The 22,385-nt window shown below is 30.8% G+C and carries 27 protein-coding genes and 1 pseudogene; 21 read left to right on the top strand and 7 right to left on the bottom strand.

Features of this window, described 5'->3' with window-relative positions; translation table 11 throughout:
* The 4 genes and pseudogenes from EP747_RS14825 to EP747_RS14840 form a co-directional block, all read left to right on the top strand.
* Nucleotides 1–414, top strand: a pseudogene (locus tag EP747_RS14825) (lysine 2,3-aminomutase); the annotation flags it as partial.
* Nucleotides 407–697 (top strand): YokU family protein, encoded by a 291-nt coding sequence (locus EP747_RS14830; RefSeq protein ID WP_129690914.1) that lies wholly within the window; start codon nt 407–409, stop codon nt 695–697. The pseudogene EP747_RS14825 and the gene EP747_RS14830, both read left to right, overlap by 8 nt.
* A gap of 112 nt (nt 698–809) precedes the next feature.
* Complete coding sequence (locus tag EP747_RS14835; protein ID WP_025671848.1) at nt 810–1,028, top strand: YozE family protein; 219 nt, start codon at nt 810–812, stop codon at nt 1,026–1,028.
* Between the two features lie 382 nt (nt 1,029–1,410).
* The gene (locus tag EP747_RS14840) at nt 1,411–2,880 is read left to right on the top strand and encodes a recombinase family protein (protein WP_129690915.1); all 1,470 of its coding nucleotides are present in this window, start codon (nt 1,411–1,413) and stop codon (nt 2,878–2,880) included.
* Nucleotides 2,881–3,044: 164 nt separating this feature from the next.
* Here EP747_RS14840 and EP747_RS14845 read toward each other — a convergent pair whose 3' ends face one another.
* Together EP747_RS14845 and EP747_RS14850 are read right to left on the bottom strand one after the other, a co-directional pair.
* The gene (locus EP747_RS14845) at nt 3,045–3,668 is read right to left on the bottom strand and encodes a hypothetical protein (RefSeq protein ID WP_129690916.1); all 624 of its coding nucleotides are present in this window, start codon (nt 3,666–3,668) and stop codon (nt 3,045–3,047) included.
* 161 nt (nt 3,669–3,829) lie between these two features.
* Nucleotides 3,830–4,612, bottom strand: a complete 783-nt coding sequence (locus tag EP747_RS14850) for an alpha/beta fold hydrolase (RefSeq protein ID WP_129690917.1) — start codon at nt 4,610–4,612, stop codon at nt 3,830–3,832.
* Between the two features lie 160 nt (nt 4,613–4,772).
* Here EP747_RS14850 and phaQ point away from each other — a divergent pair, with 160 nt between their 5' ends.
* From phaQ to EP747_RS14865, 4 genes are all read left to right on the top strand, one after another.
* A complete protein-coding gene (gene phaQ / locus EP747_RS14855; RefSeq protein WP_129690918.1) occupies nt 4,773–5,195 on the top strand; it encodes a poly-beta-hydroxybutyrate-responsive repressor in 423 nt (140 codons plus the stop codon).
* On the top strand, nt 5,192–5,776 hold the full coding sequence (locus EP747_RS14860; RefSeq protein ID WP_129690919.1) for a hypothetical protein: 585 nt from the start codon (nt 5,192–5,194) through the stop codon (nt 5,774–5,776). The genes phaQ and EP747_RS14860 overlap by 4 nt, the downstream gene beginning before the upstream one ends.
* Nucleotides 5,777–5,941: 165 nt before the next feature.
* Entirely contained in the window at nt 5,942–6,073 is a 132-nt protein-coding gene (locus EP747_RS25115; protein WP_268895651.1) for a hypothetical protein, read from the top strand.
* 61 nt (nt 6,074–6,134) lie between these two features.
* Complete coding sequence (locus tag EP747_RS14865; RefSeq protein WP_069032034.1) at nt 6,135–6,710, top strand: hypothetical protein; 576 nt, start codon at nt 6,135–6,137, stop codon at nt 6,708–6,710.
* Between the two features lie 13 nt (nt 6,711–6,723).
* Here the strand turns inward: EP747_RS14865 and EP747_RS24295 are convergent, their stop codons facing one another.
* Entirely contained in the window at nt 6,724–6,879 is a 156-nt protein-coding gene (locus EP747_RS24295) for a hypothetical protein (protein ID WP_165347071.1), read from the bottom strand.
* Nucleotides 6,880–7,032: 153 nt separating this feature from the next.
* Here EP747_RS24295 and EP747_RS14870 point away from each other — a divergent pair, with 153 nt between their 5' ends.
* Together EP747_RS14870 and EP747_RS14875 are read left to right on the top strand one after the other, a co-directional pair.
* The gene (locus EP747_RS14870; RefSeq protein WP_069032035.1) at nt 7,033–7,209 is read left to right on the top strand and encodes a YozD family protein; all 177 of its coding nucleotides are present in this window, start codon (nt 7,033–7,035) and stop codon (nt 7,207–7,209) included.
* Between the two features lie 99 nt (nt 7,210–7,308).
* Complete coding sequence (locus EP747_RS14875; protein ID WP_129690920.1) at nt 7,309–7,932, top strand: phosphatase PAP2 family protein; 624 nt, start codon at nt 7,309–7,311, stop codon at nt 7,930–7,932.
* Nucleotides 7,933–8,003: 71 nt separating this feature from the next.
* Here EP747_RS14875 and EP747_RS14880 read toward each other — a convergent pair whose 3' ends face one another.
* A complete protein-coding gene (locus EP747_RS14880; protein WP_129690921.1) occupies nt 8,004–8,315 on the bottom strand; it encodes a hypothetical protein in 312 nt (103 codons plus the stop codon).
* Between the two features lie 216 nt (nt 8,316–8,531).
* Nucleotides 8,532–8,849: a thioredoxin family protein gene (locus EP747_RS14885; RefSeq protein ID WP_129690922.1), complete on the bottom strand. Its 318-nt coding sequence runs from the start codon at nt 8,847–8,849 to the stop codon at nt 8,532–8,534.
* 201 nt (nt 8,850–9,050) lie between these two features.
* On the opposite strand from EP747_RS14885, the gene EP747_RS14890 reads away from it, so the two are divergent.
* The 11 genes from EP747_RS14890 (at nt 9,051) to EP747_RS14940 (ending at nt 21,159) form a co-directional block, all read left to right on the top strand.
* Nucleotides 9,051–10,205 carry an exonuclease SbcCD subunit D gene (locus tag EP747_RS14890; RefSeq protein WP_129690923.1) on the top strand — a complete coding sequence of 385 codons (1,155 nt, stop codon included), beginning with the start codon at nt 9,051–9,053 and terminating at the stop codon, nt 10,203–10,205.
* A 2-nt stretch (nt 10,206–10,207) separates the two neighbouring features.
* Complete coding sequence (locus EP747_RS14895) at nt 10,208–13,288, top strand: AAA family ATPase (protein ID WP_129690924.1); 3,081 nt, start codon at nt 10,208–10,210, stop codon at nt 13,286–13,288.
* Between the two features lie 452 nt (nt 13,289–13,740).
* Nucleotides 13,741–14,550 carry a basic amino acid ABC transporter substrate-binding protein gene (locus EP747_RS14900; protein WP_069032040.1) on the top strand — a complete coding sequence of 270 codons (810 nt, stop codon included), beginning with the start codon at nt 13,741–13,743 and terminating at the stop codon, nt 14,548–14,550.
* Between the two features lie 63 nt (nt 14,551–14,613).
* Nucleotides 14,614–15,270, top strand: coding sequence for an amino acid ABC transporter permease (locus EP747_RS14905; protein ID WP_129690925.1), 657 nt, complete (start codon nt 14,614–14,616; stop codon nt 15,268–15,270).
* Nucleotides 15,267–15,989 carry an amino acid ABC transporter ATP-binding protein gene (locus tag EP747_RS14910; RefSeq protein ID WP_129690926.1) on the top strand — a complete coding sequence of 241 codons (723 nt, stop codon included), beginning with the start codon at nt 15,267–15,269 and terminating at the stop codon, nt 15,987–15,989. The genes EP747_RS14905 and EP747_RS14910 overlap by 4 nt, the downstream gene beginning before the upstream one ends.
* Nucleotides 15,990–16,123: 134 nt before the next feature.
* Nucleotides 16,124–17,053: a D-2-hydroxyacid dehydrogenase gene (locus tag EP747_RS14915; RefSeq protein ID WP_129690927.1), complete on the top strand. Its 930-nt coding sequence runs from the start codon at nt 16,124–16,126 to the stop codon at nt 17,051–17,053.
* Nucleotides 17,054–17,330: 277 nt separating this feature from the next.
* Complete coding sequence (locus EP747_RS14920; RefSeq protein WP_097978604.1) at nt 17,331–17,642, top strand: MTH1187 family thiamine-binding protein; 312 nt, start codon at nt 17,331–17,333, stop codon at nt 17,640–17,642.
* A gap of 175 nt (nt 17,643–17,817) precedes the next feature.
* Nucleotides 17,818–18,435, top strand: coding sequence for a TetR/AcrR family transcriptional regulator (locus EP747_RS14925; protein ID WP_165347072.1), 618 nt, complete (start codon nt 17,818–17,820; stop codon nt 18,433–18,435).
* Between the two features lie 234 nt (nt 18,436–18,669).
* Complete coding sequence (locus EP747_RS14930) at nt 18,670–19,899, top strand: MFS transporter (protein ID WP_129690929.1); 1,230 nt, start codon at nt 18,670–18,672, stop codon at nt 19,897–19,899.
* A gap of 16 nt (nt 19,900–19,915) precedes the next feature.
* Nucleotides 19,916–20,779, top strand: a complete 864-nt coding sequence (locus EP747_RS14935; RefSeq protein ID WP_129690930.1) for a GNAT family N-acetyltransferase — start codon at nt 19,916–19,918, stop codon at nt 20,777–20,779.
* A 122-nt stretch (nt 20,780–20,901) separates the two neighbouring features.
* Nucleotides 20,902–21,159 (top strand): hypothetical protein, encoded by a 258-nt coding sequence (locus tag EP747_RS14940; RefSeq protein ID WP_129690931.1) that lies wholly within the window; start codon nt 20,902–20,904, stop codon nt 21,157–21,159.
* 132 nt (nt 21,160–21,291) lie between these two features.
* Here EP747_RS14940 and EP747_RS14945 read toward each other — a convergent pair whose 3' ends face one another.
* Entirely contained in the window at nt 21,292–21,981 is a 690-nt protein-coding gene (locus tag EP747_RS14945) for an LrgB family protein (RefSeq protein WP_235832890.1), read from the bottom strand.
* Entirely contained in the window at nt 21,968–22,375 is a 408-nt protein-coding gene (locus EP747_RS14950; protein ID WP_165347074.1) for a CidA/LrgA family protein, read from the bottom strand. The genes EP747_RS14945 and EP747_RS14950 overlap by 14 nt, the downstream gene beginning before the upstream one ends.
* Nucleotides 22,376–22,385 lie beyond the last annotated feature (10 nt).

A 22,385-nucleotide genomic window follows, 5' to 3' on the forward strand; every position in this document is an offset into this window, starting at 1 on the left:
GTACCTACATTTGTAGTAGATGCACCAGGCGGAGGAGGTAAAATCTCACTTCAACCAAACTATATCGTCTCACAAAGTAGTAAAAAAACAGTACTGAGGAATTTTGAAGGTGTCATCACATCTTATCCAGAGCCTGAAAACTATAAAGAGGATACAGCAGAAGAGTATTTTTCACTAGTTTACCCTGATTATTTAAATAAAGCAGCTAAGGTTGGTATTGCTAGTATCATGAATGATCAGGTTCAAAGTCTTATTCCTTCAGATTTAGAAAGAATGAAAAAGAGAGAACAATATCAAACAGATCCAACACATAATTCATTAAAAAATAAACGAGAAAAAAGGGATGAACTAAAGGAGAAAAAGTTTCAATCACAAATTCAAAAAATGGATGGAAGTGTAAAGAAAGATGAATAATACATTAAAATGTGATTGGTGCGGTGAGGAGAATGTACAGGAAACAAAAGCAGTTGTACATTGGGAATTACCGGATGGTTCTCGAGCAATCACAATTACAGGAGTACCATCATTTCATTGTGAACAGTGTAAATTTACCTATCAAAAAGAAGATACGGTCAAATCGATAGAAGATCAGTTATTTCTCATTTCAACAAAATTACTTCCGGTTTCAGTCACATTTGATGAATTAATGAAGCAGCCGAGATTATTAAAAAGAAATTATTTTGACTTCTCGTCATAGAACGAGTATTTTTAAAATATAAAATAACTCTGTTATTGTATAAAGCATATTCAAAAAGTAACAATATTTTTAGAAAAAGAGACAAAATAAATAATAAAACTGAGGGAGAATCATGAGAAAGTCATTTTACCATTATATGATGAAGCATAGAAACTATAAAATTCCTAATGAAATTGGAATATTGGCAGATCATCTTTTTAATGATCACTCATTTCCAAAACATTCTTCAAGCTATGACGAAATTAGCTCGTATTTAGAGTTTGATGGAACTTTCCATCAATCGATGAGCGTTTTTGATGAAGCATGGAACTTATATTTAGAAGATCAATAAGATGTGACTTAGGTTAACTAAGTTACATCTTTTTTTATTGAAACCTTCATTCAATAATATCCCCTTTATTTATTGATCCTACCATTTCTGAAACTAGCTATTAATTTCTTACCTACAAAATAGGCTAATCCCTTTTTTTATTTACTATGAAAATGACAGACAATTATCTATTGGTTGCATAGTATACAGTAAAAACGAATTAGTCACGACGAATGGAGAAGGAGGTAAGTAGTATGACGAAGAAAAAACAACCCAAATATAACGTAGATGATATTGTCGTGATAACGTTATATGGTACTGTCGGTAAGATAACAAATATAAACTTTCTATTTTTATTGGGAATTCATCGCTTGTGTAAAATGCATAATGCTAAGGTGATTTTATGTTAGCTGCTATTTATCTCAGGCTATCAAGAAACGAAGAACAAAAAGAGGTGGAAGAAGTTTTACTTAATCATAAAAATGCTTTGATCAAGCTTGCCAATCAACATAATTTAAAATATATCATTTATCAGGAAATTTCGAGTGGTGTAAATACAGAGCGTGAACAATTAAATTTATTGCTTAAGAAAATACATGAATTTGATTATTTAATTATTATGGATATAGATCGTCTTTCACGTGATAATGCACATGCAGAACAAATCAAGCAAGTATTAATCTTAAATGATATTAAAATATTAACCCCACAAGGTAAAATAGATTTATCCCAGGAAACGAATGAAATGTTATTTTCATTCCAAGCAGTATTGGCTAATTTTGAATATAAGCAGATAAAGAAGCGATTATCAAGAGGTAGATTAGCAGCAGCGGAGCAAGGAAAATGGGTAATGAGTAATAAGACCCCACTTGGATATCGTAAAAACTCGGAAAAAAAATTAGAAATCATTGAAGACGAAGCGAAGATCATTCGACTAATATTTGATAAATCGTTAGAACGAGTTTCCGTAAATGAAATAGCACGGCAATTAAATAGGTTAAATTGGAGGAGTAGGCAAGGTAAAATACTTACTACATCACATATTAGCCAAATACGTACGAATCCTGTATATTATGGAGTCATACAGGCTAGAAGACGTATTCATAATAAAATTATTGATGAAGTTTTTATTGAAAATGCGCATGAGGCAATCATAACAAAGGAGCAATTTTTCGCCGTCCAAAACATATTAGAAAATAATAAAAATGTTTATTTCCAAAACCGAAAAACAATTCGTAGGTTACAAAATTTAATATACTGTAATTGCTGTGGGCGGAAGCGATATATTCAAAAGGATAGTTCAAATATTGATTTTATAAAATCATGTTCATATAAAATATCAAACAATCAATGTAAAGATCGGGGCTATAAATATCAATTAGTCGAAGAATTTGTTTTAAAGAGCGTTAAAGAAAAAAAATTAGAGCTAGAGAACGGGTTAAAAATGCTAGATTCTCAGAAAACAATCGAACTCGAACAAAGATTAACGACTGAACTTGTCTCATTAATCAAACAAAAGGATAAAATTAAAAAACGACAAAATAACGTTAGAGAAATGAGAATGGATGAAGAGATTACTAAAATGGAATATGAAGAATTAAAAAATGAACTAATCGCCCAAATGAATCAAATGAATGAGCAAATTGAACTCTATCAGACTCAAATAGAAAATTTAAGAAACAAAAACGATGATAGTCAAAAAATAGAGAAGATAATTGAAACGCTAGACGAATTAGAAGGAATCGATCCTGAAATATGTAATCAATTTTTAAAATCATTTATTAATAAAATATGGTTTAGTAGTAATATGGATTCAAGTCATGATACTACTCGAAGTAAGGAAATTGTCTCTATTAAAATAGAATGGATCTAATGCATCAATTATCATTCTATGAAGCTATTCCCACTAGAAATCTCACATTAAACAGCCACATTAAAGTCATTACTTTTTGAGAATCTTAAAATTAAAATAAAAAGTTCAGTTTACCATCTTCGAAAAGATAGAACTGAACTTTTTTGTAATGAAATTTTAAAGATTTACTTGTTATTGATCAATTTAACTAATTCATTAAAATATTTTTCAGCTTCCTTACTACTTCTTGCATTTTTCAACCTTTTCATTAAAATATTGTAATGAAAATCAACTTCTTCTTTGGTTCCATCATCAGTGCTGTCATCTTCATTATTTTGTTCTATTCCATCGACAACACCCGTATCTGTTTGATGCATATTTCCTTTGTTATTCGAGGGGGCACTTGTCTTTTTGTTCTCATTTTTCTCTTTCTCCATTTCTTCAAGTGTTGAACTAAAATCAATGATTTTGTCATTAACGTTTTTATCAACCAATTTTTCTAAATAAGCACCGCCGCTAACTCCACAAATAAAAGCATAAATGATAATTGATACAGGAGTTTGATCATTTGTCGTCAGAACAGCAATAAGGTATGATATACAACCTGCCATAGCTCCAAGAATTATTTCTCGCTTAGAACCTAGTGAATATCTTTCTCTACCATCAGAATCTTTAAACCGATAGCTTCTAATGTAGCCCTCATTCGCTAATAATATATTGGCATAACCACCGATCGCACCAATTAATATTGATAGAAAGGTCAGAAATAAATCATTAGATGATAATGTATCCAGCCAATTTTCGTACATATTAGTACCCTCCCGTTTTTGTTAAACTATATGGAGGCTTTTTTTAGAATAGTACAATTAGATGCAATACGTTTATAAAGGTCATTTTTTAGGTAGTTATAAAAAACTTATCAGCTAAAAGAAAGCTGAATCAGGTTGATCTAGTTTGTTAGAAATTAATTTTAAATCTTAACGGGTTCTTGTTTATTTAAAAATGAGCGAATGGTTTGATTAAATTTTTCTGCAGCTTCCATTTTGGTTACATGGCCAGTATTTTTGAAAATAACTAATTTTGAATTTGGAATACTTTTATGCATTACTAATTGGAGCCATACTGGCGTAATCGGATCATACTGACCACCAATAATAAGAGTTGGTACATTTATATTTGGTAACAATTCTCTATTATCAACGTTAAAACAGGCTCTCATTGACCTGTCATATCCTTCTGGATTTGGGCGATAATATTGTTTAAATTGTTGTAATGACTCTTCTTCCCATGAAAAAAGGCACGCTCTTGCTGTCATCTCTTTTAACTGTTGTGGTGTGAAAATTTTTGAACGAAGCTCTTTATATTGAAGAAACCATAATCCTAGTAATCTTGGAGCAAAATGAAATGTACTAACTAGGATTAAAGAGCGACATCTTTCAGGTGCTTGCCGGTACATCTCTTGTGCAACAGCCCCACCCATAGATAAGCCTAAAATATGAGCGCTTTCAATTCCTAACTCATCCATTAAATCAAGTACATCTTTTGCGAAATTCTTAATTGATATTCCTTCAGTTAAATCATTTTCTCCATGGCCACGCAAATCAGGAATAATTAAATCGAATTCATTCGCTAGTTCATATTGTTTAAACCAGCTTTCTTTAACTTCACCAAGACCATGAATTAATACGAGTGGTTCTCCAGTACCTAACCGATCATAATACAGTTTGATACTTTCAGTCTTAATAACGTACAATTTTATCACTCCTTTGTAACTTTTTTCACTAAAATATTTAACGAATAAACGCTATGTTTGAAGTTTTTTGAAAATTTATAATAAATTATATTTACTGTATTGACGCTATATTCATATATGTGTAAAATACACCTATATATTTTATATAGAGGTGTTACCAATGAACAATGATAAAGATAAAAATATTACTCCTTCAAAAAATTTTATTATGCCTTTTATTCTTCTACTTCTTAGTCGGATGACACTACATGGATATGATCTAATTCAAAAGCTCCACGCATTCGGTTTTCAAACGATTGACCAAGGAAATTTATATCGATTATTAAGACAACTAGAAAAAGAAAATCTTGTACAATCGGAATGGGATACGAAAGGAAGCGGACCTGCTAAGCGCTGTTATTCAATTACAGAAGCTGGGAAGGCATACTTAACAGGGAACGCAAGACAACTCGAACTTTATCAATCAATGCTTGATCAATTTTTCAAAATGTACACTAGTTTTCTTGAGCTCTACATTCCTCCATTACAAAGAGAGGATAAAATAGAGAAAAATTCGAAACACAAAGAGGAGGAAGAAGTTTGACGACACAGAAAGCTTCAAAACCAAAGGTGGAAGTTCAAAAAATTGAAGATGAGAAAGTAGAAAATTATTTTATGGATCCTTTTTTTAATACACTCTGGGATCAATATGAAAGTAGTTTGACACACTTAAGAGACAGTAGAGAACAAAGGTTAAATTCGTTTATTAAAGTGTTAAACGAAACAAGGAAATTTAATGAGGAATATCGTAATGCAGTAAATGGTTTATTTGGAGAAATAAAGTACTTTAATAATCAGATAAAAGCAAATAAATCAAGAATTAAAATTGCAAAGTCAGATGAAACTTCAGAAGTTCAATCAAGTGTTAAACTATTTGAAGAAACGGTAAATAAATTTGGTGAGTTATTAACTACTCCGTTCAAAGCCTCAGTTGAGTTAATTGAAAGAGTAGAAGAGCAATATGAACAAACTGGAAAATTCTACATAGAGAGTTTGAAGGAAAGCGATCGAGTTTGGTCATCATTAAATGAACATTACTTAGAAATTTTAAGAGCAGCACATACGAACTTTAACCATCGTATTGAGGATAGCTTTAAAATGTTTAAACCTGTTGTAAATAGGTAAATTTTGCCCTTTTTCTTCGCACTAAAGAACAACTCTTTCAAATCAGAAGAGTTGTTTTTTTATGCCTTATTTAATTTTTCTTATAGGCAATTTTATCGATTACAATACATACCTCTATGAACTATAGACTAGACCTATGAATAGTCTATAGAGGGGTGTTTCTTCATGGATAAGTTTAAATATGAAGAAATTGGAACGTTAAATGCAAAACTTGCTGCAGAAGCATTACTAAAATTAACTATAAAAATAAAAAATGAGGATATAAAAATAAAGACATCTGATAAGCCACTCACTTAACTTGAGTGGTATTTTTGTCTCATTAGCCAATAAAAATAGAAAGTTAATAAATATTAAACTGATGGACGGCGTTTTTGTTTATGAAGTCAATAATCATGACGGACTTTATGTTGAGAATACTCTTCAGCTTCTCAACGAATATGATGGGAAAAAACTTGAAAAAGAATGGATAGAAGTAAATTATTCATTTTCTTTCGGGGATCTTGTTCAAGTAAATGGTTATGAAAAAGAAATTTTTCGAATTGTGGGGTACCGGACTGAGGTTTGGCGATATAAAAATGACGCGTGGGAAGATACAATTTACGAACTAGCACGTATTACTGATGGAGAATGGTTAGAAGCCGATGAAACAGATTTAACACTAATTGCATCAGCTCAAACTGCAAATGCAATTCTAAAAAAACTAAGAAATGATAAAAATGGCATTACAAAATTAGACTTAGAAAAACTTCGCTCAATGAATGATTTTAATAAAAACAGAAATAAAACAACAAAACAAGAAATAATTGACGGATTATTAGATATATATAATGATTACGCTGTTTTATATTCAATCTTCCAAGACGAAGAATATAAAATTGTGATGGATCTAGTGCTTAAAAATTTAAATAAATTCTCAGAGAAGAAAACAAATTGAGAGAGAGGATATTCTACAATAATTGTAGAATTATATGAATCATAAAAGGTATGCCTATCCCTATTAAAATAAAAAATGCAATTGTCGTCAGTTTTTCAACAGTTTCTTCAAACAGTTCATCATTAACCATAATTTCTTTTAAATTAGCTAGCTTGTCCATTTTTATCATTGGAATCTCGCTCCTTTAACATGTTTTAATTGAATATATGCTTGTCAATGTTGTATTATGCAAAAGGTTACATATTAATATTTTTTTGTGCTTGGTAAGGTTTTTTTCATATTTTCTCATTTTTCACATATTAACTAGTAAGGGGTGATGCTAGTGAAAGAAATTGAGGTAGTTATTGATACGGAAGAAATAGCAGAATTTTTCTATCAACAGCTCATTCAGCGAGGATATGTTCCTGAGGAAGAGGAAATTGAAGAACTAGCGGATATTACTTTCGAGTACTTACTGGAAAAATGTATGATTGATGAAATTGATGAGGAAGAAGAATAGTCATGAAAGTGGCGACGGGAGATCTCGTCGTTTTTCTTTTGTGTATCCAAAGTACAAGCAATTAAGATGCATTAACTGGAACTTATATTGGAGGTTTATATGAAAAAAAATAATTGGATACTAATTTTTACTTCTATTTTTCTATTTGTTATTTTAGGACTTATTTATGATTCGAAAATGATTCGGAGTTTGGACAATTCAGCGTTTAAATTCTTTGAATTCATTCGAACAGATGCACTAGATTCATTTTGTTATTTTTTAAGAGATTTTGGTTCTTCAAAAATGTATTTAACATTTGCAGTCATAGTTTTAATTTATTCAATTATACGTAAGCGTATTTGGACTGGTATATCGTTACTTATTACATTATTGACAGCTAGAGTGGTTGTTTCTTTTTTAAAAGATCTATATGAAAGACCACGACCAAGTTCAATGTACTATGTGGAAAGTGGATTTAGTTTCCCAAGTGGTCATGCAGTTATGGCAACATCCTTCTTTCTAACATTAGGCTTTATTTTAATTGTCATTCAACCTGCAATGATGAAACACAAAAAAATGATTCAATTTATCGCGCTTTTAATGATATTTTTAATATCAATGAGCAGAATTTACCTACATGTACATCATTTCTCAGATATTATTGCTGGATGGTTAGTAGGATATGCATGGTACAGTATTTGTAAAAATGTATTTATTAATTTACATGAAAGAAAACAGCTTTAATTAAAAAAGTACACCTATAATCGAAATGATATAGGTGTTTCTTTTTGAGTAATATTTGTTTCTAAGGAATTTTATGGCCAATACACTTGATATAAAAATAATGGATATTTGATTGTAGCATCAGTACGTTTATCGAATTCTCGAGAGCGAAAGCCGTAAGTTATATTAACAACTACTTCATAGGGGGAAATGATTTTAGTACTTGTATCAATCGTTGTTCTAAAAAACATACCTTCTTGATCAGAAAAACCATAATCGATTCCGTTTAAAACACTACTTGCATGTAACACTTTAAAAGGATAAGTTCTAAATAATGGAGAAACCGTTCTTCCACCGGTTAGTGCTTCTGGAAAGCGAACAACGTCTTCAACGAAATTAAGCACAATAAATCACCTCATGAGATGTATATGATATAAATCAAGTCCAAATTGCCTATAAATGTTAAAGAGAATTAAACCAGGAAAAAAAGATATGTACAAAAAATTGATAAAGAGCTTGGTAAAGCATGCGAAAAACCACAAGGATTACCTTGTGGTTAATTTATTTTATTTAGATTTTAGGGATAATCCCAGTCTTATCAAGATTTAACTAAGTTTATATTATTCAAATGTTGATAAAAATTCTTCAACTGATTCTGGCGTTTTTGCATTTGCGCTATGTAAGTGTCCAATTTTTTCGCCATCTTTAAATACAAGCAAACTTGGAATTCCCATTACTTGTTGTTCACTAGCGATTTCTGGAAATTCATCGCGATCCATTGTGTACCAAGTAAATGATGGGTGCTCTTCAATTACGTCGCCAATAAAAGCATCTAAACGTGTACAATCAGGACACCAAGTTGCATAAAACTTCACCACGATTGGCTTTTCACTTTTAATGATTTCCTCATATTTTTTTACATCTTCTATTCTTTCCATAATTGCCTCCTAAAGCTTTGATAGTTTTATTTTGAATCATATTAATTAGTATTTCAATTATTTTAACTTAATAATGCATTTTTAGAATTAATGTGATTAAAAAGCATACAAACGTTCGTATGTTGATGTAAAATATAAGATAGAAAAGCTGTTCTAAAAATCAGTAACAATGAAAGTAAATAAAATGATGAGGTGTATTTAATGAAGTTTATTCATACAGCAGATTGGCACCTTGGTAAAATTGTACATGGTGTACATATGACAGAAGACCAACGATTTATATTAGATGAATTCATTTCAATAATTAAAGAAGAAAAGCCAGATGCAGTTGTCATAGCAGGCGATTTATATGATAAAAGTATATCTCCAACTGAGGCGATTGAACTATTAAATGAAGTATTCCATAAAATTGTAATTGAATGTAATACGCCGATTCTTGCGATTGCTGGAAATCATGATAGTGCTGAACGCATTGAATTTGGTAGCCGTTTTATGGAAAAAGAAGGCTTATATTTAGTAGGGAAATTTCAAACTCCATTTAAGAAAGTTATTTTGAATGATGATGATGGTGAAGTTCATTTTTATTTAATTCCATATGCCGAACCAAGTATTGTACGCTATATCTTACAAAACGATGATATTCATTCACATGATGACGCTATGAAAGCAATTATAAATAAAATTCGAGATGAAGAATTAGACCCATCAGTACGAAATGTATTTGTTGGACATGCATTCGTAACGAATAATGGTGAGCCTTCAGATGAAGAGACTGAGGGTGAACGAACACTTTCTATTGGTGGCGCTGAATACGTATCACACCATAATTTTAAACATTTTAACTATACAGCCTTAGGACATTTACATCGGGCACATTTTGTAGGAAATCAATCAATTCGATATTCTGGATCACCGTTAAAATACTCACTTTCTGAAGAAAACCATAAAAAAGGTTGCTTAATTGTTGAATTAAAAGCTAACGGTGAGCTATCAGTAGTTAAGAAAGATTTTCATCCAAATCGAGATTTAAGATCGATAGAAGGAACGATTGAGGAAATCAGACAGCATTCTGTAAATCATGATTATGTATTTGTTAAATTAACAGATGAGCATATGGTAGTACATCCGATGGAGCAAATCAGAACAGTTTATCCAAATGCAATGCATGTTAGTCGAAAGCGAACCACATTACAAACAGATAAAACAAATCAACTGAGTTTAGTGGAAAAACAATCAAAAAATCAACTTGAGTTGTTCCAATCATTTTATAAAGAAATGAAAAATGAAGATTTGAAAATTGAAGATGAACAATATATGAAAGAGATTATTCATGAAATCTTTGTAAGGGAGGAATAGATTTGAAGCCATTAAAAGTAGTACTTCATGCATTTGGACCATACAAGGATAAGGTACATGTTGACTTTAGTCGACTAAACGAAAAAGGATTATTTGCAATAACTGGTCCAACTGGTGCAGGTAAAACAACAATATTTGATGGAATTTGTTTTGCTCTTTTTGGAGAAGCGAGCGGTGAAAATAGGAATGACCAAACATTGCTTCGAAGTCATTTTGCTGATGATGATCTATATACTAGTGTTGAATTGACATTTGAATTAAAAGGAAACCATTATAATATTTTTAGACAAAAAGGTCATCAAAAGAAACAAAATAAAGGTATTACAGGCGATAAAATCGAGTTTTATAAAATTGAGAATGAGCAAAAAGTACCTTATTGTCAGGAATTTAACAAAACTTCAATCGTCAATAAAAAAGTAGAAGAATTATTAGGGATTAATGCAGATCAATTTAAACAAATCGTATTACTTCCCCAAGGTGAATTTAGAAAATTATTAGTTTCGGATACTAAAGAAAAGGAAGAAATTTTGCGAAAAATTTTCAGAACTGAACTATTTGAAAAAGTAACTGAAACTCTGAATTTAGCTAGAAAAAACATGGAAAGTAAATTTACTAATTTAAAGCAGAAAATCGTTATTAAATTAGAAGTGATTGAAAAATTGTTAAGCGAAAAAGGAATTCAAATTTCCGACGATTCTCAAATTAATCTTCATATTGTTAATGAGATTTTGACTGAACATATTTTAAGTATAATTGATGATTTAAAAAGACTTGAAGAAAATGAGAAAATACAAAAATCACAATTAGAAGTTAGTCAACAAAAGCTATTTTCAGCAGAAGCCCATAATAAAAATATTGATCGATTAAATGAAGTAATTGAATTATTAACAATGTTAAAGAGCCAAGAGTTAGAAATAGAAAATAAAAAAGCAAAAATAAAATTAGCCACGAATGCTGAAAAAGTATTACCTATAAAAACTGAACTTGAGAAACTAAAAAATTCACTTCAAGTAACGAACGATAAATTAATATTCGAAAAAGAGAGTTTAAAAGAAACGCTCATTAAAATTGAAAAAATCTCTGCGGATGTAGCTACATTACCTGAAGAGCAAAAAAAATTAGGTAGCTTAGAAAGTCAATTGAGTAATTTATTAGCTTTAAAAGAAGATGTAGATCAGTTTCAAAATCATAAAGTAGCGTTTCATAATAAGTCGAAACAGATTCTATTATACGAAGATGAAGAAAAGACTTTACAAGATGGTTTAAAGAAAGAGAATGAAGAATTAAATCAATTAAAACAGCAACTAAATGACTTAGAAGGTATTCATGATGAATGGGCAAAGCTCTCCTTATTAAACAAGGAAATCTCATTAAAAGGTGGATTTGCTAAACGAATCTTTTTTGCAAAAAAAGAATTAGAGCAAAAACTAAATGAATATCGAATAAAAAATTTAGACCATATTAAATTTAAAAATGAATTGGACAGAATTGAAAGTGAAATGCATCAGCAAAAAGCCGCTTTTTTAGCGAAAGATTTAAAGGATCAAGAGGAATGTCCAGTTTGTGGAAGTACCCATCACCCATCACTTGCTAAATTTAATGGGACAGTCAATGAAGAAGAAGCAGAAAAATTGAAAATGCAAGTAACTCAATTTCAGACTGAACTTGCAACAATTCAGGGAGAAATTAAAAGTAAAGAAAACTCATTAAAAATCGATGAACAATCATTTTTTGAAGAGCATGGTCAATTTGATTTTACAAATGAAGGTCTTAAAGCTCTTGCTAATGAATTTAATGAGAATGAATCAAACTTAAATAATCTGACTGAGAAAAAAGTTGTTTTCGAAAAGATTAATAATTTAATAAAAACAAAAGAACAATTAATTAGGGACTTAACTTTAAAAGTTACCGAGAAGACTGAGGCAATGAATAAGTTTACGAATGAACTAAATGAATTAAAAATTCAAATCGTACAAATTGAATCAAAATTACCTGAATCATTAAGAACTCTTGAGAAATGGCAATTAGAAAAAAATGAAATTGAAAAAAATATAGCCATATTAAAAGCTAAAATTTCAAAAATTGAAGAAGATTATAGACTCCTAACTGAACAGAAGACGGTTAAAGAGACTACTCGTACTCATCTTGAGAATGAAGTTTTAAATTTAAATGAAGAGATTCGAACAACAACGATTCTTTATCATGAAAAATTATCTGAGTACGAATTTAGCGGAGAATCTGAGTTTATAAGTGCAATTGATTATATTCGAATGATTGATCAATATCGAAATGATTTATCAATGTTCGATGAGAATCTTCAAAGACTAAGTACTGAAAAAGAGTTGCTTGAAAAACAAGTTCAATCGATGGAAAAAATTGATGTAAGTGAACTTAAAATGAAAGTACAAGAAATTACTCAGCATTTAGATGCTATCGTTAACGAGATGATTCGTATTCAAGAATTAAATAAGCGATTAAGTCAATTGAAAATTGATCTACAAATCTATCAAGAGGATTTTGTAAAAACTGAACAAAAATTAGCAGGTTTAACGGATTTATACAAAGTTACAAAAGGCGATAATGATAAAATGATTTCGTTTGAGCGATATGTCTTATTGGATTATTTTGAACAAATTATTGAATCGGCAAATATCCGACTTGACCATTTATCAAATGGCCAATTTCAATTGCAACGAAAAGATGCAGTTGAAAAGGGAAGGAAACAAAGTGGTTTAGGATTGGAAGTTTATGATTCCTATACGGGTCTTGCTAGGGATGTAAAAACATTATCTGGTGGAGAACAGTTTAATGCATCACTTTGTTTAGCACTAGGAATGGCAGATATTATTCAAGCACATAAAGGTGGCGTATCAATTGATACGTTGTTTATAGATGAGGGATTTGGATCGCTAGATGATGAATTATTATCAAAAGCAATTGATACACTTATTCAGCTTCAAAAATCTGGCCGCTTAATTGGAGTAATTTCTCATGTGCAAGATGTAAAGGATGCAATGCCTGCAGTAATTGAAGTTCATAAAACGAACAAGGGATATTCGGAGATATCAATTTTAATTAAATAAAGATGTAAGAGTGCCGGAAACTAAGCGAATGTTTCCGGTTTTTTATTTTTATTAAAAAGATTTCGACTAGAATTTTTTTGAATGAAATATATTTATCTATAAATGCAATCAAGCTCCCTGAAAAACACTTCAGTTAATTAATAACCAAATTTTCATAAAAGGGGAAGGGGGAGGTTGATTTCAACTACCAATGATCACTTACTATACGGTTTGTCTAATGACCGTTTTATATTTCAACTCTTTGAATATATTTAACTATAAATACATTAGTAATTTAAAATTCTATTTCAATCAAACTGTTTAATGGAAGGATTTAGCAATAATTGACATAGTATTGCATATTTAAACAAGAATAGATATAATAATTAAAAATCTAAATATATTAAATTTTCTATATATTTAATCTAATCAGAAATTTTTTTTACATAATTAAAATAATTGGGGGTATTGAAATGAAAAAGGTTAAAAAACTATCGTTTGCTTTTGCTGTGACGACAGCTCTAATTTTATCTGGTTGTGGAAAGGATGCGAAAACAAGCGGAACAGCAGACAAACCATTAAGAGTTGTAACTGATGCTGCCTATGCACCATTTGAATATCTTGATAACGGTAAAATAGTCGGATTCGATGTTGATTTTACAAATGCAGTTGCGAAAGAAGCTGGTGTGAAAATCAAAATTGTAAATACTGGATGGGACCCATTATTTGCTGAAATTGGTGGCAAAACTGCTGATATTGGTATGTCTTCAATTTCGATCAATGCAGATCGTGAGAAAACATATGATTTTACAACACCTTATTTTCTTTCTATAAATAAAATTCTAGTTCCAGAAGGTAGTAGTATTAAATCAGCCGCAGATTTGAAGGGGAAAGTTGTAGCAGTGCAAAATGGTACAACAGGACAAGAAGCTGTTGAAAAAATGTTTGGTAAAAACAATAAAAATCTTAAAAAATTCGAGAATAACAATTTAGCAATCTTAGAACTTCTTAGTGGTGGAGCTGATGCAGTAGTTGCGGATAATGGTGTTCTTGAAGCGTATGCAAAAAATAATCCAGATAAAAAGCTAGTTGTTATTGATGATAAAAATAGCTTTGAACCTGAATACTATGGCCTATTACTTCAAGATGGAAGTAAATTAAAAGGTAAACTTGATAAAGCAATTAAAGAAGTAGTAAACAATGGTACTTACGAAAAAATTTATAAAGAACATTTTGGATCAGAGCCAGATCTTGAGACATTAAAAGCAGAAGAAAATAAATAGGAAATTAAAAATTGCGTAACAGGCATTTGTGTTACGCAATTTTATCTAAATGGGGGAAAAGAAATGGGATTTGATTTTGGAATTGTAAAAGAATACATACCGTTTTTCCTTAAAGGAACTGGATTAACAATTGGCTTATCTTTAGCAGGAATATTCTTAGGTACAATAATCGGATTATTTGTTGGATTAGGTAAAATGCAATCAAATAAATGGTTAGCACTACCTTTTGTTTGGTATATCAATTTCTTTAGAGGAACACCGTTATTTGTACAAATCTTATTAATTCACTTTGGGGTAGTTCCGTATTTTATTGGAGAGACAAACGCAATAGCGGCCGCAATCATTGCACTATCATTAAATGCAGCAGCATATATTGCTGAAATCTTTCGTGCTGGAATTCAATCAATTGATAAGGGGCAAATGGAGGCTTCTCGTTCCTTAGGAATGACGCATGTACAAGCTATGAAACATGTTATTTTACCTCAAGCTGTAAAACGTATGATTCCTCCACTTGGAAATGAATTTATTGTCTTAATTAAGGAATCTTCAATTGCAGCTATTATTGCTGCACCTGAACTTATGTATTGGAGTAGAGCAATGCAGGGGCAATATTATAAAGTGTGGGAGCCGTATATTTCTGCTGCAGTAATCTATTTAGTCCTAACATTAACATTAAGCTTTGTATTAAATCGCATTGAAAGAAGGTTGACTACGGGATGATTAAAGTAGAAAAATTAAAAAAATCATTTGGTTCGCTGGAAGTATTAAAAGATATCAACATTACAATTCAACCACGTGAAGTATGTGTTGTAATCGGTCCTTCTGGTTCTGGGAAGTCAACCTTTCTTCGATGTTTAAATATGTTAGAAACAATAACAGCTGGTAAAGTTTTTATAGAAGACGTCGATCTTACAGATAAAAAAACAAATATAAATAAAATTCGTACTGAAGTAGGCATGGTATTCCAACATTTTAATCTATTTCCACATTTAACAGTTTTAGAAAATATTACTCTAGCACCTAAAAAAGTAAGAAATCGACCAAATGATTTTGCAAAAACAAAAGCACTTGAACTATTAAAAAAAGTCGGGCTTTCAGATAAAGCCAATGTATATCCTGACTCACTATCTGGTGGACAAAAACAACGTGTTGCGATTGCAAGAGCACTTGCAATGGAACCAAAAATTATGTTATTCGACGAACCTACATCCGCTCTAGATCCCGAGATGGTAGGAGAAGTTTTAGAGGTAATGAAGCAACTAGCTAAAGAAGGAATGACAATGGTCATTGTTACACACGAAATGGGCTTTGCTCGTGAAGTTGGGGATCGCGTAATCTTTATGGATCAAGGCTATATAGTTGAAGAAAACAGTCCAGTGCAAATATTTGATTTCCCAAATCACGAGCGCACGAAAAGTTTCTTAAGTAAAATATTATAAGAAAGATAATAGAAAGATAGTAGGTACATAAAGTCCTACTATCTTTTTATTGCAGATTTAAAAGTGTTTTCTTTTCATTCTTTTCGAAATATTATGCTAAAATTTATTTAGGAAATGAAAGGGAGTGTAGATCAATGGAAATTCAAAGAATTTTAGTAACTAGCCGAATTCATCATAAGCTTAAAGATATAATTGAATCACATAATCTATCAAAAGAGTTTCGTTTTTTACCTGAAGATGAAGTAACAAAAGAGGATTATGAGTGGGCTGATACATATGTTGGTTTTCGTCCAACACCAAATTTTGAATTTGGAAACATAAAGTGGGTCCATTCATTAGCAGCGGGCGTAGATAGTTTTATGAAAATTAAATGGAAAAATGACGTACTTTTAACGCGAACGATTGATGTTTTTGGTCCTAAAATGAGTCAGTATTGTTTAAGTTACATACTCCAAGATTCACAATTACATGAACAATTTTCAAATTTACAGAATGAAAATAAGTGGGAGTTTCATATCCCAAAATCTTTAGAAGACCAAAAAGTTGTCATTTATGGTACAGGTGAAATTGGAGGTTACATTGGAAAGGTTCTATCAAGCTTAGGAATGAAAGTATATGGAGTTTCTATGAGTGGTAATCAAAAACCATATTTTGAAAAAATAGTTCCGTTTCAAGAAGCATCTACAATTTTAGATCATGCAGATTGGATTATTAGTGTTCTTCCGTCTACGGATGAAACTAAAAATATAATGGATATGAGTACATTTAAACATTTAAATAATGTAGGTTTTATAAATGTTGGTAGAGGAGCAACTGTGTGTGAGGACTCTTTAAAGGAAGCTTTGAATAATGGGTATATTAGAAAAGCTATTTTAGATGTTTTTGCTGTTGAACCACTCCCAGCCGATTCAGAATTATGGCAAATGCCTAACGTAAAAATAACACCACATATTTCGGCTGTTACTTTACCAAATGATGGTGTAAAATGTTTTGTCAATACACTTTCATCATTAGAAAATAACGAGAAGTTAAGAAATGTAGTGAAGATTGAAAAGGGTTATTAATTTTAAAAAATGTGTAGAAAAACATTTCTGTCTTTATATTAGTCGAAGGTTCCAACATCGATAAATGCTATTAAAATTTTTTCATTTCACATTAAGAAATTATAAATTTGCAGCTATGAAGGTGACTCGACGTAGTTTCAAATTTTAGGAATTAAGTATAAGTGCAACTACGCCTCTGTCTTCGCCTTGAAGCTCGCCAATCGTCGAGTTTTCTTTATTATTACAAACATGTTAGGATATACAAGTAACAAATTGATAAAAAAGGAGAATACAAAAGATGGCAATTATTGACGTTTCAATCGTACCAATTGGCACTGAAACACCTAGCGTGAGTGCGTATGTAGCAAATATACATAAAGTTTTAGAAAAGTATAATGGCGAAGTAAAATTCCAACTTACACCAATGAATACAATTATTGAAGGCGAATTACCGTTATTATTAAAAGTTGTACAAGAAATGCATGAGGTACCATTTGAAAATGGAATTTCAAGAGTTGCAACGACTATTCGAATTGATGATCGTCGAGACAAGAAAAGTACAATGGAAGGTAAGTTAGCTTCTGTTCAAGCAAAACTTGAACAAAACTAATTTTGACTTTACAAAGTGACTAGATAAGTTTAACGACTTTTAGTCACTTTTTTTATGAATTTAGAAAATAATCGTGTGATTATTTTGAATATTTTATTGAAATTCCATTATTTAGTTGATAAACTAAACTAAACAGTCAGTTTAAATATATTTAATATGTAAAGGAATGTGTTCAATGCCAAAAGTCTCAGATGATTACAAAGAACGCAAAAGAGAGAGCCTTCTTGAAAGTGCTTTAAAATGTTTTGGAGAAAAAGGATATCATACAACAACAATGGATGATATTGTTGCATATTCTAAAACGAGTAAAGGGCTAATTTATAATTATTTTAAAAGTAAGGAAGAGCTTTATTTAACTTTAATGCAAGAAAGAACAGTCCAAACATTTGAAAAAATTAATCAACGATTTCAAAATATTAGTTCATCAAAAGATAAGCTAAAAGAGTTATTTCAAATGTATAGTGAAATTTCCTTAACAGAAAAATGGCGTAATATGATTAGAGTGCATATGGAGTTTTGGATTAATTCAGCTAGGCATGAAAATCTACAAGCCATTATGATTGAAAGATACAAAGATCAATACCGTTTATTTTTAAGTGAAATTATTAAACAAGGAATAGCATCTGGTGAATTTAAGAAAACAATCGATCCTGATATTATATCTAGTTTGTTTTGGGCTAATATCGATGGCATATGTTTACATTATTCAGTTGTAGAAGAAGATGAAATTTACAAAGCACAATTTAAAGCTGCAGAAGAAATGATTATGTCTTATATAGTCATTCAAAATTAAAATTTTGGGTAGAGAAGGTGAATACTTTCCTACCTAAATATTAAATTCAGAAAATTTTTTATGTTAAAAATAAAGCAAACAACATACACTATTCATAGAATAAAATAAACTTAATAGTCAGTTTTGATTGGAGAGGAGGAATAACAATGAATTCAGTCCAAATTAGAATTATTTGTTTATCTATGTATTAATAAGCGTGAAGTTTTTTAATTTTGGTAGAATGAAGGGATTATAATGGGAAAGAAAGTCTATTTTTTATATACAAAGGCGTTCTCGGATATAGGTAGTATGATGGAATTGGTTGTAATGAATGCAGTGATCTACTCGATGACGAAAAGTACCTCATGGCTCGCTGCGGTTTTAGCACTTCGTGTTTGTGGAGGGATTTTAACAAGTTTATTTTCCGGTGTAATTGCGGATCGATATAATCGAAGAAAGCTAATGATATTCAGCGATATTACTAGAGGATTGAGTATACTACTTTTATGTATTTTTCCTTCACCTTTAATGTTTGCGATTGTAGCATTTATCATTGGCGCATTAGGAAGCTTTTTTTCAGTCAGCTTTAGTGCGGATTTACCTCAAATATTTGGTGAAGAAAATATATTAAAAATAAATGCTTTTATTTCGCGCCTTGCTGCAATTAGTATGGTTATTGGATTTTTAGGTTCAGCATTCTTATCAACCGTTGTAGATTATCGTGTAATCATTGGAATAGATGCTCTTTCCTATTTCTTATCCGCATTTGTCCTAATCTTTTATAAATGGGAAAATACGGTTAAAAAAGGTGTAAACAATCAATGGAAACAATTAATTAATGATTTGAAAGAAGTAAAAACTTATGTGCTAATCAAACCTCTTTTAGTATTTGTATTCATTGTATTTCTATTTCAAACATTCTCAGCAAGCTCTCATAATGTTGGGGTGCCAATATTAGCAGAAAAAATTAGCACAGAACATGCAACATTTTATCAAGGGCTAATTTGGGGAACTTGGGGGATTGGAGGAATCCTTTCGACTTGGTTAATTCCTAAGGTCTCTTTGTTAAAACAGCATTATCTATTTTTATATTACGGAACTTCAGTTTTAACATCAATCGGCTTCATTTTATTTTTATCGAATCAAATTTTATGGGTAGTATTCTTTTTCGCATTTTTTACAGGCTTTTTTGATAATGCTGCAGGTACTTATTTTTCAACAATGATTCAAAAAAACGATAATTCTATAAGAGGTAGAATCTTCGGAGTCGCAAATTTGTTAAATAGGGTTGGTTTTACGATTGGTTTTGTAGCTGCATCACCATTATTATCATTCTTATCAATGCCACATCTTGTTTGGTTGTTTCATGGGAGTCTAATCATTATGATTTTATGTGTAACCAGTTACTTACTATTTAAGAAAAAAATTATTTTTAACTATGATCAAATTAAACAAAATGAAAATGAGTTCATCATTTCAAAATAAAAAAGGACGTGATTTTATGGAGCTAGAAAAAATAAATTATTTCAGATGTAGCGAAGTAGACGTTGAATTAGCTTATCAAGCATTCTCAATAGGTTTTTCAGATTATATAATTAAATTCAATTATTCTAAGGAGCAGTTTGTAAATTTGTTTTTTGGTCCAGAAGGTAACAAACCTGAGCACTCTTTCGTAGCAATTTATGAAAATGAAGCGGTAGGTGTGATTTTAGGCGGTATTAAAATGTATGAATCGATTAAAACAATGCGATGTGGAACTTTGGCTATTAGTCCAGATTATAGGGGCTTAGGTGTTAGTCAAAAATTATTTGAACTGCACAAAGAAGAAGGTGAGAAAAACGGATGTAAACAACTATTCCTAGAAGTAATTGTTGGAAATGATCGAGCAATTAATTTTTATAAGAAACTTGGATATGAAAAGATTTATGATCTTTCTTATTTTTCTAAATCAGATTTAACTAGTTTACAAAAAATACCATTAGAATCTAGTACAGAAATAAATAAAGTTGAATTTAGTACTTTCAAAGAAACAATTTCGAAATGGGACTATCATATAAACTGGCAAAATGACATTGATTACTTAGAAAGACTACCTAATTTTAGTTACTTTCTAGCTAAAGTTAATGATGAAAATGTTGGTGCTTTAGCAGTTAATGAAAATGGTAGAATAAGCGTCCTAATAATTGATAAAGTTTATCGTAATAGAAAAATAGCAACTACCTTATTACAATCTGTGGCTATTGAACTAAATTTAAAATCTTTTTCTACATCAATACCAAATAACAATAGCCTTGAAGGTTTCTTGCATAAACTAGAATTTAAGAAAGAAAAAATAGCACAATATGAAATGTACAAAATGATCTAGTGATAAGTAGGAAAGAGTGACAGTACTCGTCACTTAAGAATTTTGTACTTTTGCCTATATACATGACCTTGCTCCTAAATGAGCTAATCTCCGTACATTAAATAGTATGGAGGTGATTTATAATGTATGATTATCGTCAGCAAATTGAGCAGCCATATTATCAATATTCCGGAGTACCGCAACAAGAGGATGAAAGATTTTTCCCATTTTTCTTTCCGTTTTTATTTGGTGCAGCGGCATTTGGCCCATGGGGATGGGGGAGACCTTGGGGTTGGGGCCGTCCATGGGGATGGGGAAGACCTTGGGGATTTTATCGTCCATGGGGATGGGGAAGACCTTGGGGATTTTATCGTCCATGGGGTTGGGGAAGACCTTGGTAAAATAAAAAAATATTAAATTGGGAGTCTCCTAGGTCATTGTACTTTTGAGACACCTTTTTATGTAATGAAAAATACTGATCTGTGAAAATCAAAAAATATCCCACAAGGAAAATAAATACCTTGTGGGAAGTTTTATTTTAATATTAATTTTATGAAAAATGGGATAAGAATAGAGGCAAATATCGCACTAAGCGTCATTGCTATTGAACTTATTGCTTGTTCAATTTTGCCATATTCTGCTGCTTTTGCTGTACCTACTCCATGTGATGAAATTCCATAAGAAGCGCCAATTGCTACAGGGTGGTCTATTTTAAGTTTTGATAGAATTGCAGGACCAAACATTGATCCTGAGATACCGGCAATCATTACATATACAACAGTTAAAGACGGAATACCACCTATCATTGAAGTGATCCCCATAGCTAAAGGGGTTGTAACTGATTTTGCTGCCAAAGAAAGCAGGATGATTTTTTTTAATCCGAGCCATAAAGATAAGTATACACCTGAAAGTAGACCGACAATTGTTCCAGCAATTACACTAACTAATATTGAAATACAATGTTTCTTTAATGTTGCCCGATGCTCGTATAATGGGTAGGCAAAGGAAACAACAGCAGGACCTAAAAGTAAATTAATCCATTTTCCTCCAAGCATATAGGATTCATAGGTAATATGAAGATTTACAAGAATGATGATAATAACTGTAGTAGAGGTAACAATCGGAATCATTAACGAATAAGTGAATTTAGCGTGCAATTTTTTTGCAAGAATATAACACAAAATCGTTAAGAGGATAAATAGCAAACTTTTAATGTCCTTCATTCGTATCCCTCCCAATTAATAAATCATTTGTTTGTTTCTTATGGGCTCTCGAAGTAAGATACGAACTAATGCTTGCAGTAATACTAAATACAACTGCTGTACTAACTAATACTATTATAATAGAAATTAAGCCGTGAAAATTTAAAATTGAAGAATAATTCATTATTCCTACAGTAGCTGGAATAAACAAAAGCGTTAAGTGCTTACTTAAAAAATTACTACCATTTCGAATCCAATTTCCCTTAAAAAATGGAATAAATAGTAAACAAAATAATAACAACATACCAATAATACTTCCCGGAATAATCAGATGAAATTGCTGCTGAATTATATTTCCAATAAAAAATAATAAGTAAAGAAAGCTTATTTGAACAATCAATTTTACAAAATTCATTTTCAACATC

The sequence above is a fragment of the Gottfriedia acidiceleris genome, from assembly GCF_004138285.1.
Classification (GTDB): domain Bacteria; phylum Bacillota; class Bacilli; order Bacillales; family Bacillaceae_G; genus Gottfriedia; species Gottfriedia acidiceleris_A.

What these genes read in the sequence shown, in the direction of transcription:
- EP747_RS14925 (WP_165347072.1), top strand. Translation starts at nt 17,818, where the DNA reads ATGCCAAAAGTCTCAGATGATTACAAAGAACGCAAAAGAGAGAGCCTT.
- EP747_RS14900 (WP_069032040.1), top strand. Translation starts at nt 13,741, where the DNA reads ATGAAAAAGGTTAAAAAACTATCGTTTGCTTTTGCTGTGACGACAGCT.
- EP747_RS14910 (WP_129690926.1), top strand. Translation starts at nt 15,267, where the DNA reads ATGATTAAAGTAGAAAAATTAAAAAAATCATTTGGTTCGCTGGAAGTA.
- EP747_RS14905 (WP_129690925.1), top strand. Translation starts at nt 14,614, where the DNA reads ATGGGATTTGATTTTGGAATTGTAAAAGAATACATACCGTTTTTCCTT.
- EP747_RS14865 (WP_069032034.1), top strand. Translation starts at nt 6,135, where the DNA reads ATGGACGGCGTTTTTGTTTATGAAGTCAATAATCATGACGGACTTTAT.
- EP747_RS14920 (WP_097978604.1), top strand. Translation starts at nt 17,331, where the DNA reads ATGGCAATTATTGACGTTTCAATCGTACCAATTGGCACTGAAACACCT.
- EP747_RS14950 (WP_165347074.1), bottom strand. Translation starts at nt 22,375, where the DNA reads ATGAATTTTGTAAAATTGATTGTTCAAATAAGCTTTCTTTACTTATTA.
- EP747_RS14830 (WP_129690914.1), top strand. Translation starts at nt 407, where the DNA reads ATGAATAATACATTAAAATGTGATTGGTGCGGTGAGGAGAATGTACAG.
- EP747_RS14885 (WP_129690922.1), bottom strand. Translation starts at nt 8,849, where the DNA reads ATGGAAAGAATAGAAGATGTAAAAAAATATGAGGAAATCATTAAAAGT.
- EP747_RS14940 (WP_129690931.1), top strand. Translation starts at nt 20,902, where the DNA reads ATGTATGATTATCGTCAGCAAATTGAGCAGCCATATTATCAATATTCC.
- EP747_RS14840 (WP_129690915.1), top strand. Translation starts at nt 1,411, where the DNA reads ATGTTAGCTGCTATTTATCTCAGGCTATCAAGAAACGAAGAACAAAAA.
- EP747_RS14845 (WP_129690916.1), bottom strand. Translation starts at nt 3,668, where the DNA reads ATGTACGAAAATTGGCTGGATACATTATCATCTAATGATTTATTTCTG.
- EP747_RS14915 (WP_129690927.1), top strand. Translation starts at nt 16,124, where the DNA reads ATGGAAATTCAAAGAATTTTAGTAACTAGCCGAATTCATCATAAGCTT.
- EP747_RS25115 (WP_268895651.1), top strand. Translation starts at nt 5,942, where the DNA reads ATGGATAAGTTTAAATATGAAGAAATTGGAACGTTAAATGCAAAACTT.
- EP747_RS14935 (WP_129690930.1), top strand. Translation starts at nt 19,916, where the DNA reads ATGGAGCTAGAAAAAATAAATTATTTCAGATGTAGCGAAGTAGACGTT.
- EP747_RS24295 (WP_165347071.1), bottom strand. Translation starts at nt 6,879, where the DNA reads ATGATAAAAATGGACAAGCTAGCTAATTTAAAAGAAATTATGGTTAAT.
- EP747_RS14835 (WP_025671848.1), top strand. Translation starts at nt 810, where the DNA reads ATGAGAAAGTCATTTTACCATTATATGATGAAGCATAGAAACTATAAA.
- EP747_RS14930 (WP_129690929.1), top strand. Translation starts at nt 18,670, where the DNA reads ATGGGAAAGAAAGTCTATTTTTTATATACAAAGGCGTTCTCGGATATA.
- EP747_RS14875 (WP_129690920.1), top strand. Translation starts at nt 7,309, where the DNA reads ATGAAAAAAAATAATTGGATACTAATTTTTACTTCTATTTTTCTATTT.
- EP747_RS14890 (WP_129690923.1), top strand. Translation starts at nt 9,051, where the DNA reads ATGAAGTTTATTCATACAGCAGATTGGCACCTTGGTAAAATTGTACAT.
- phaQ (WP_129690918.1), top strand. Translation starts at nt 4,773, where the DNA reads ATGAACAATGATAAAGATAAAAATATTACTCCTTCAAAAAATTTTATT.
- EP747_RS14945 (WP_235832890.1), bottom strand. Translation starts at nt 21,981, where the DNA reads ATGAAGGACATTAAAAGTTTGCTATTTATCCTCTTAACGATTTTGTGT.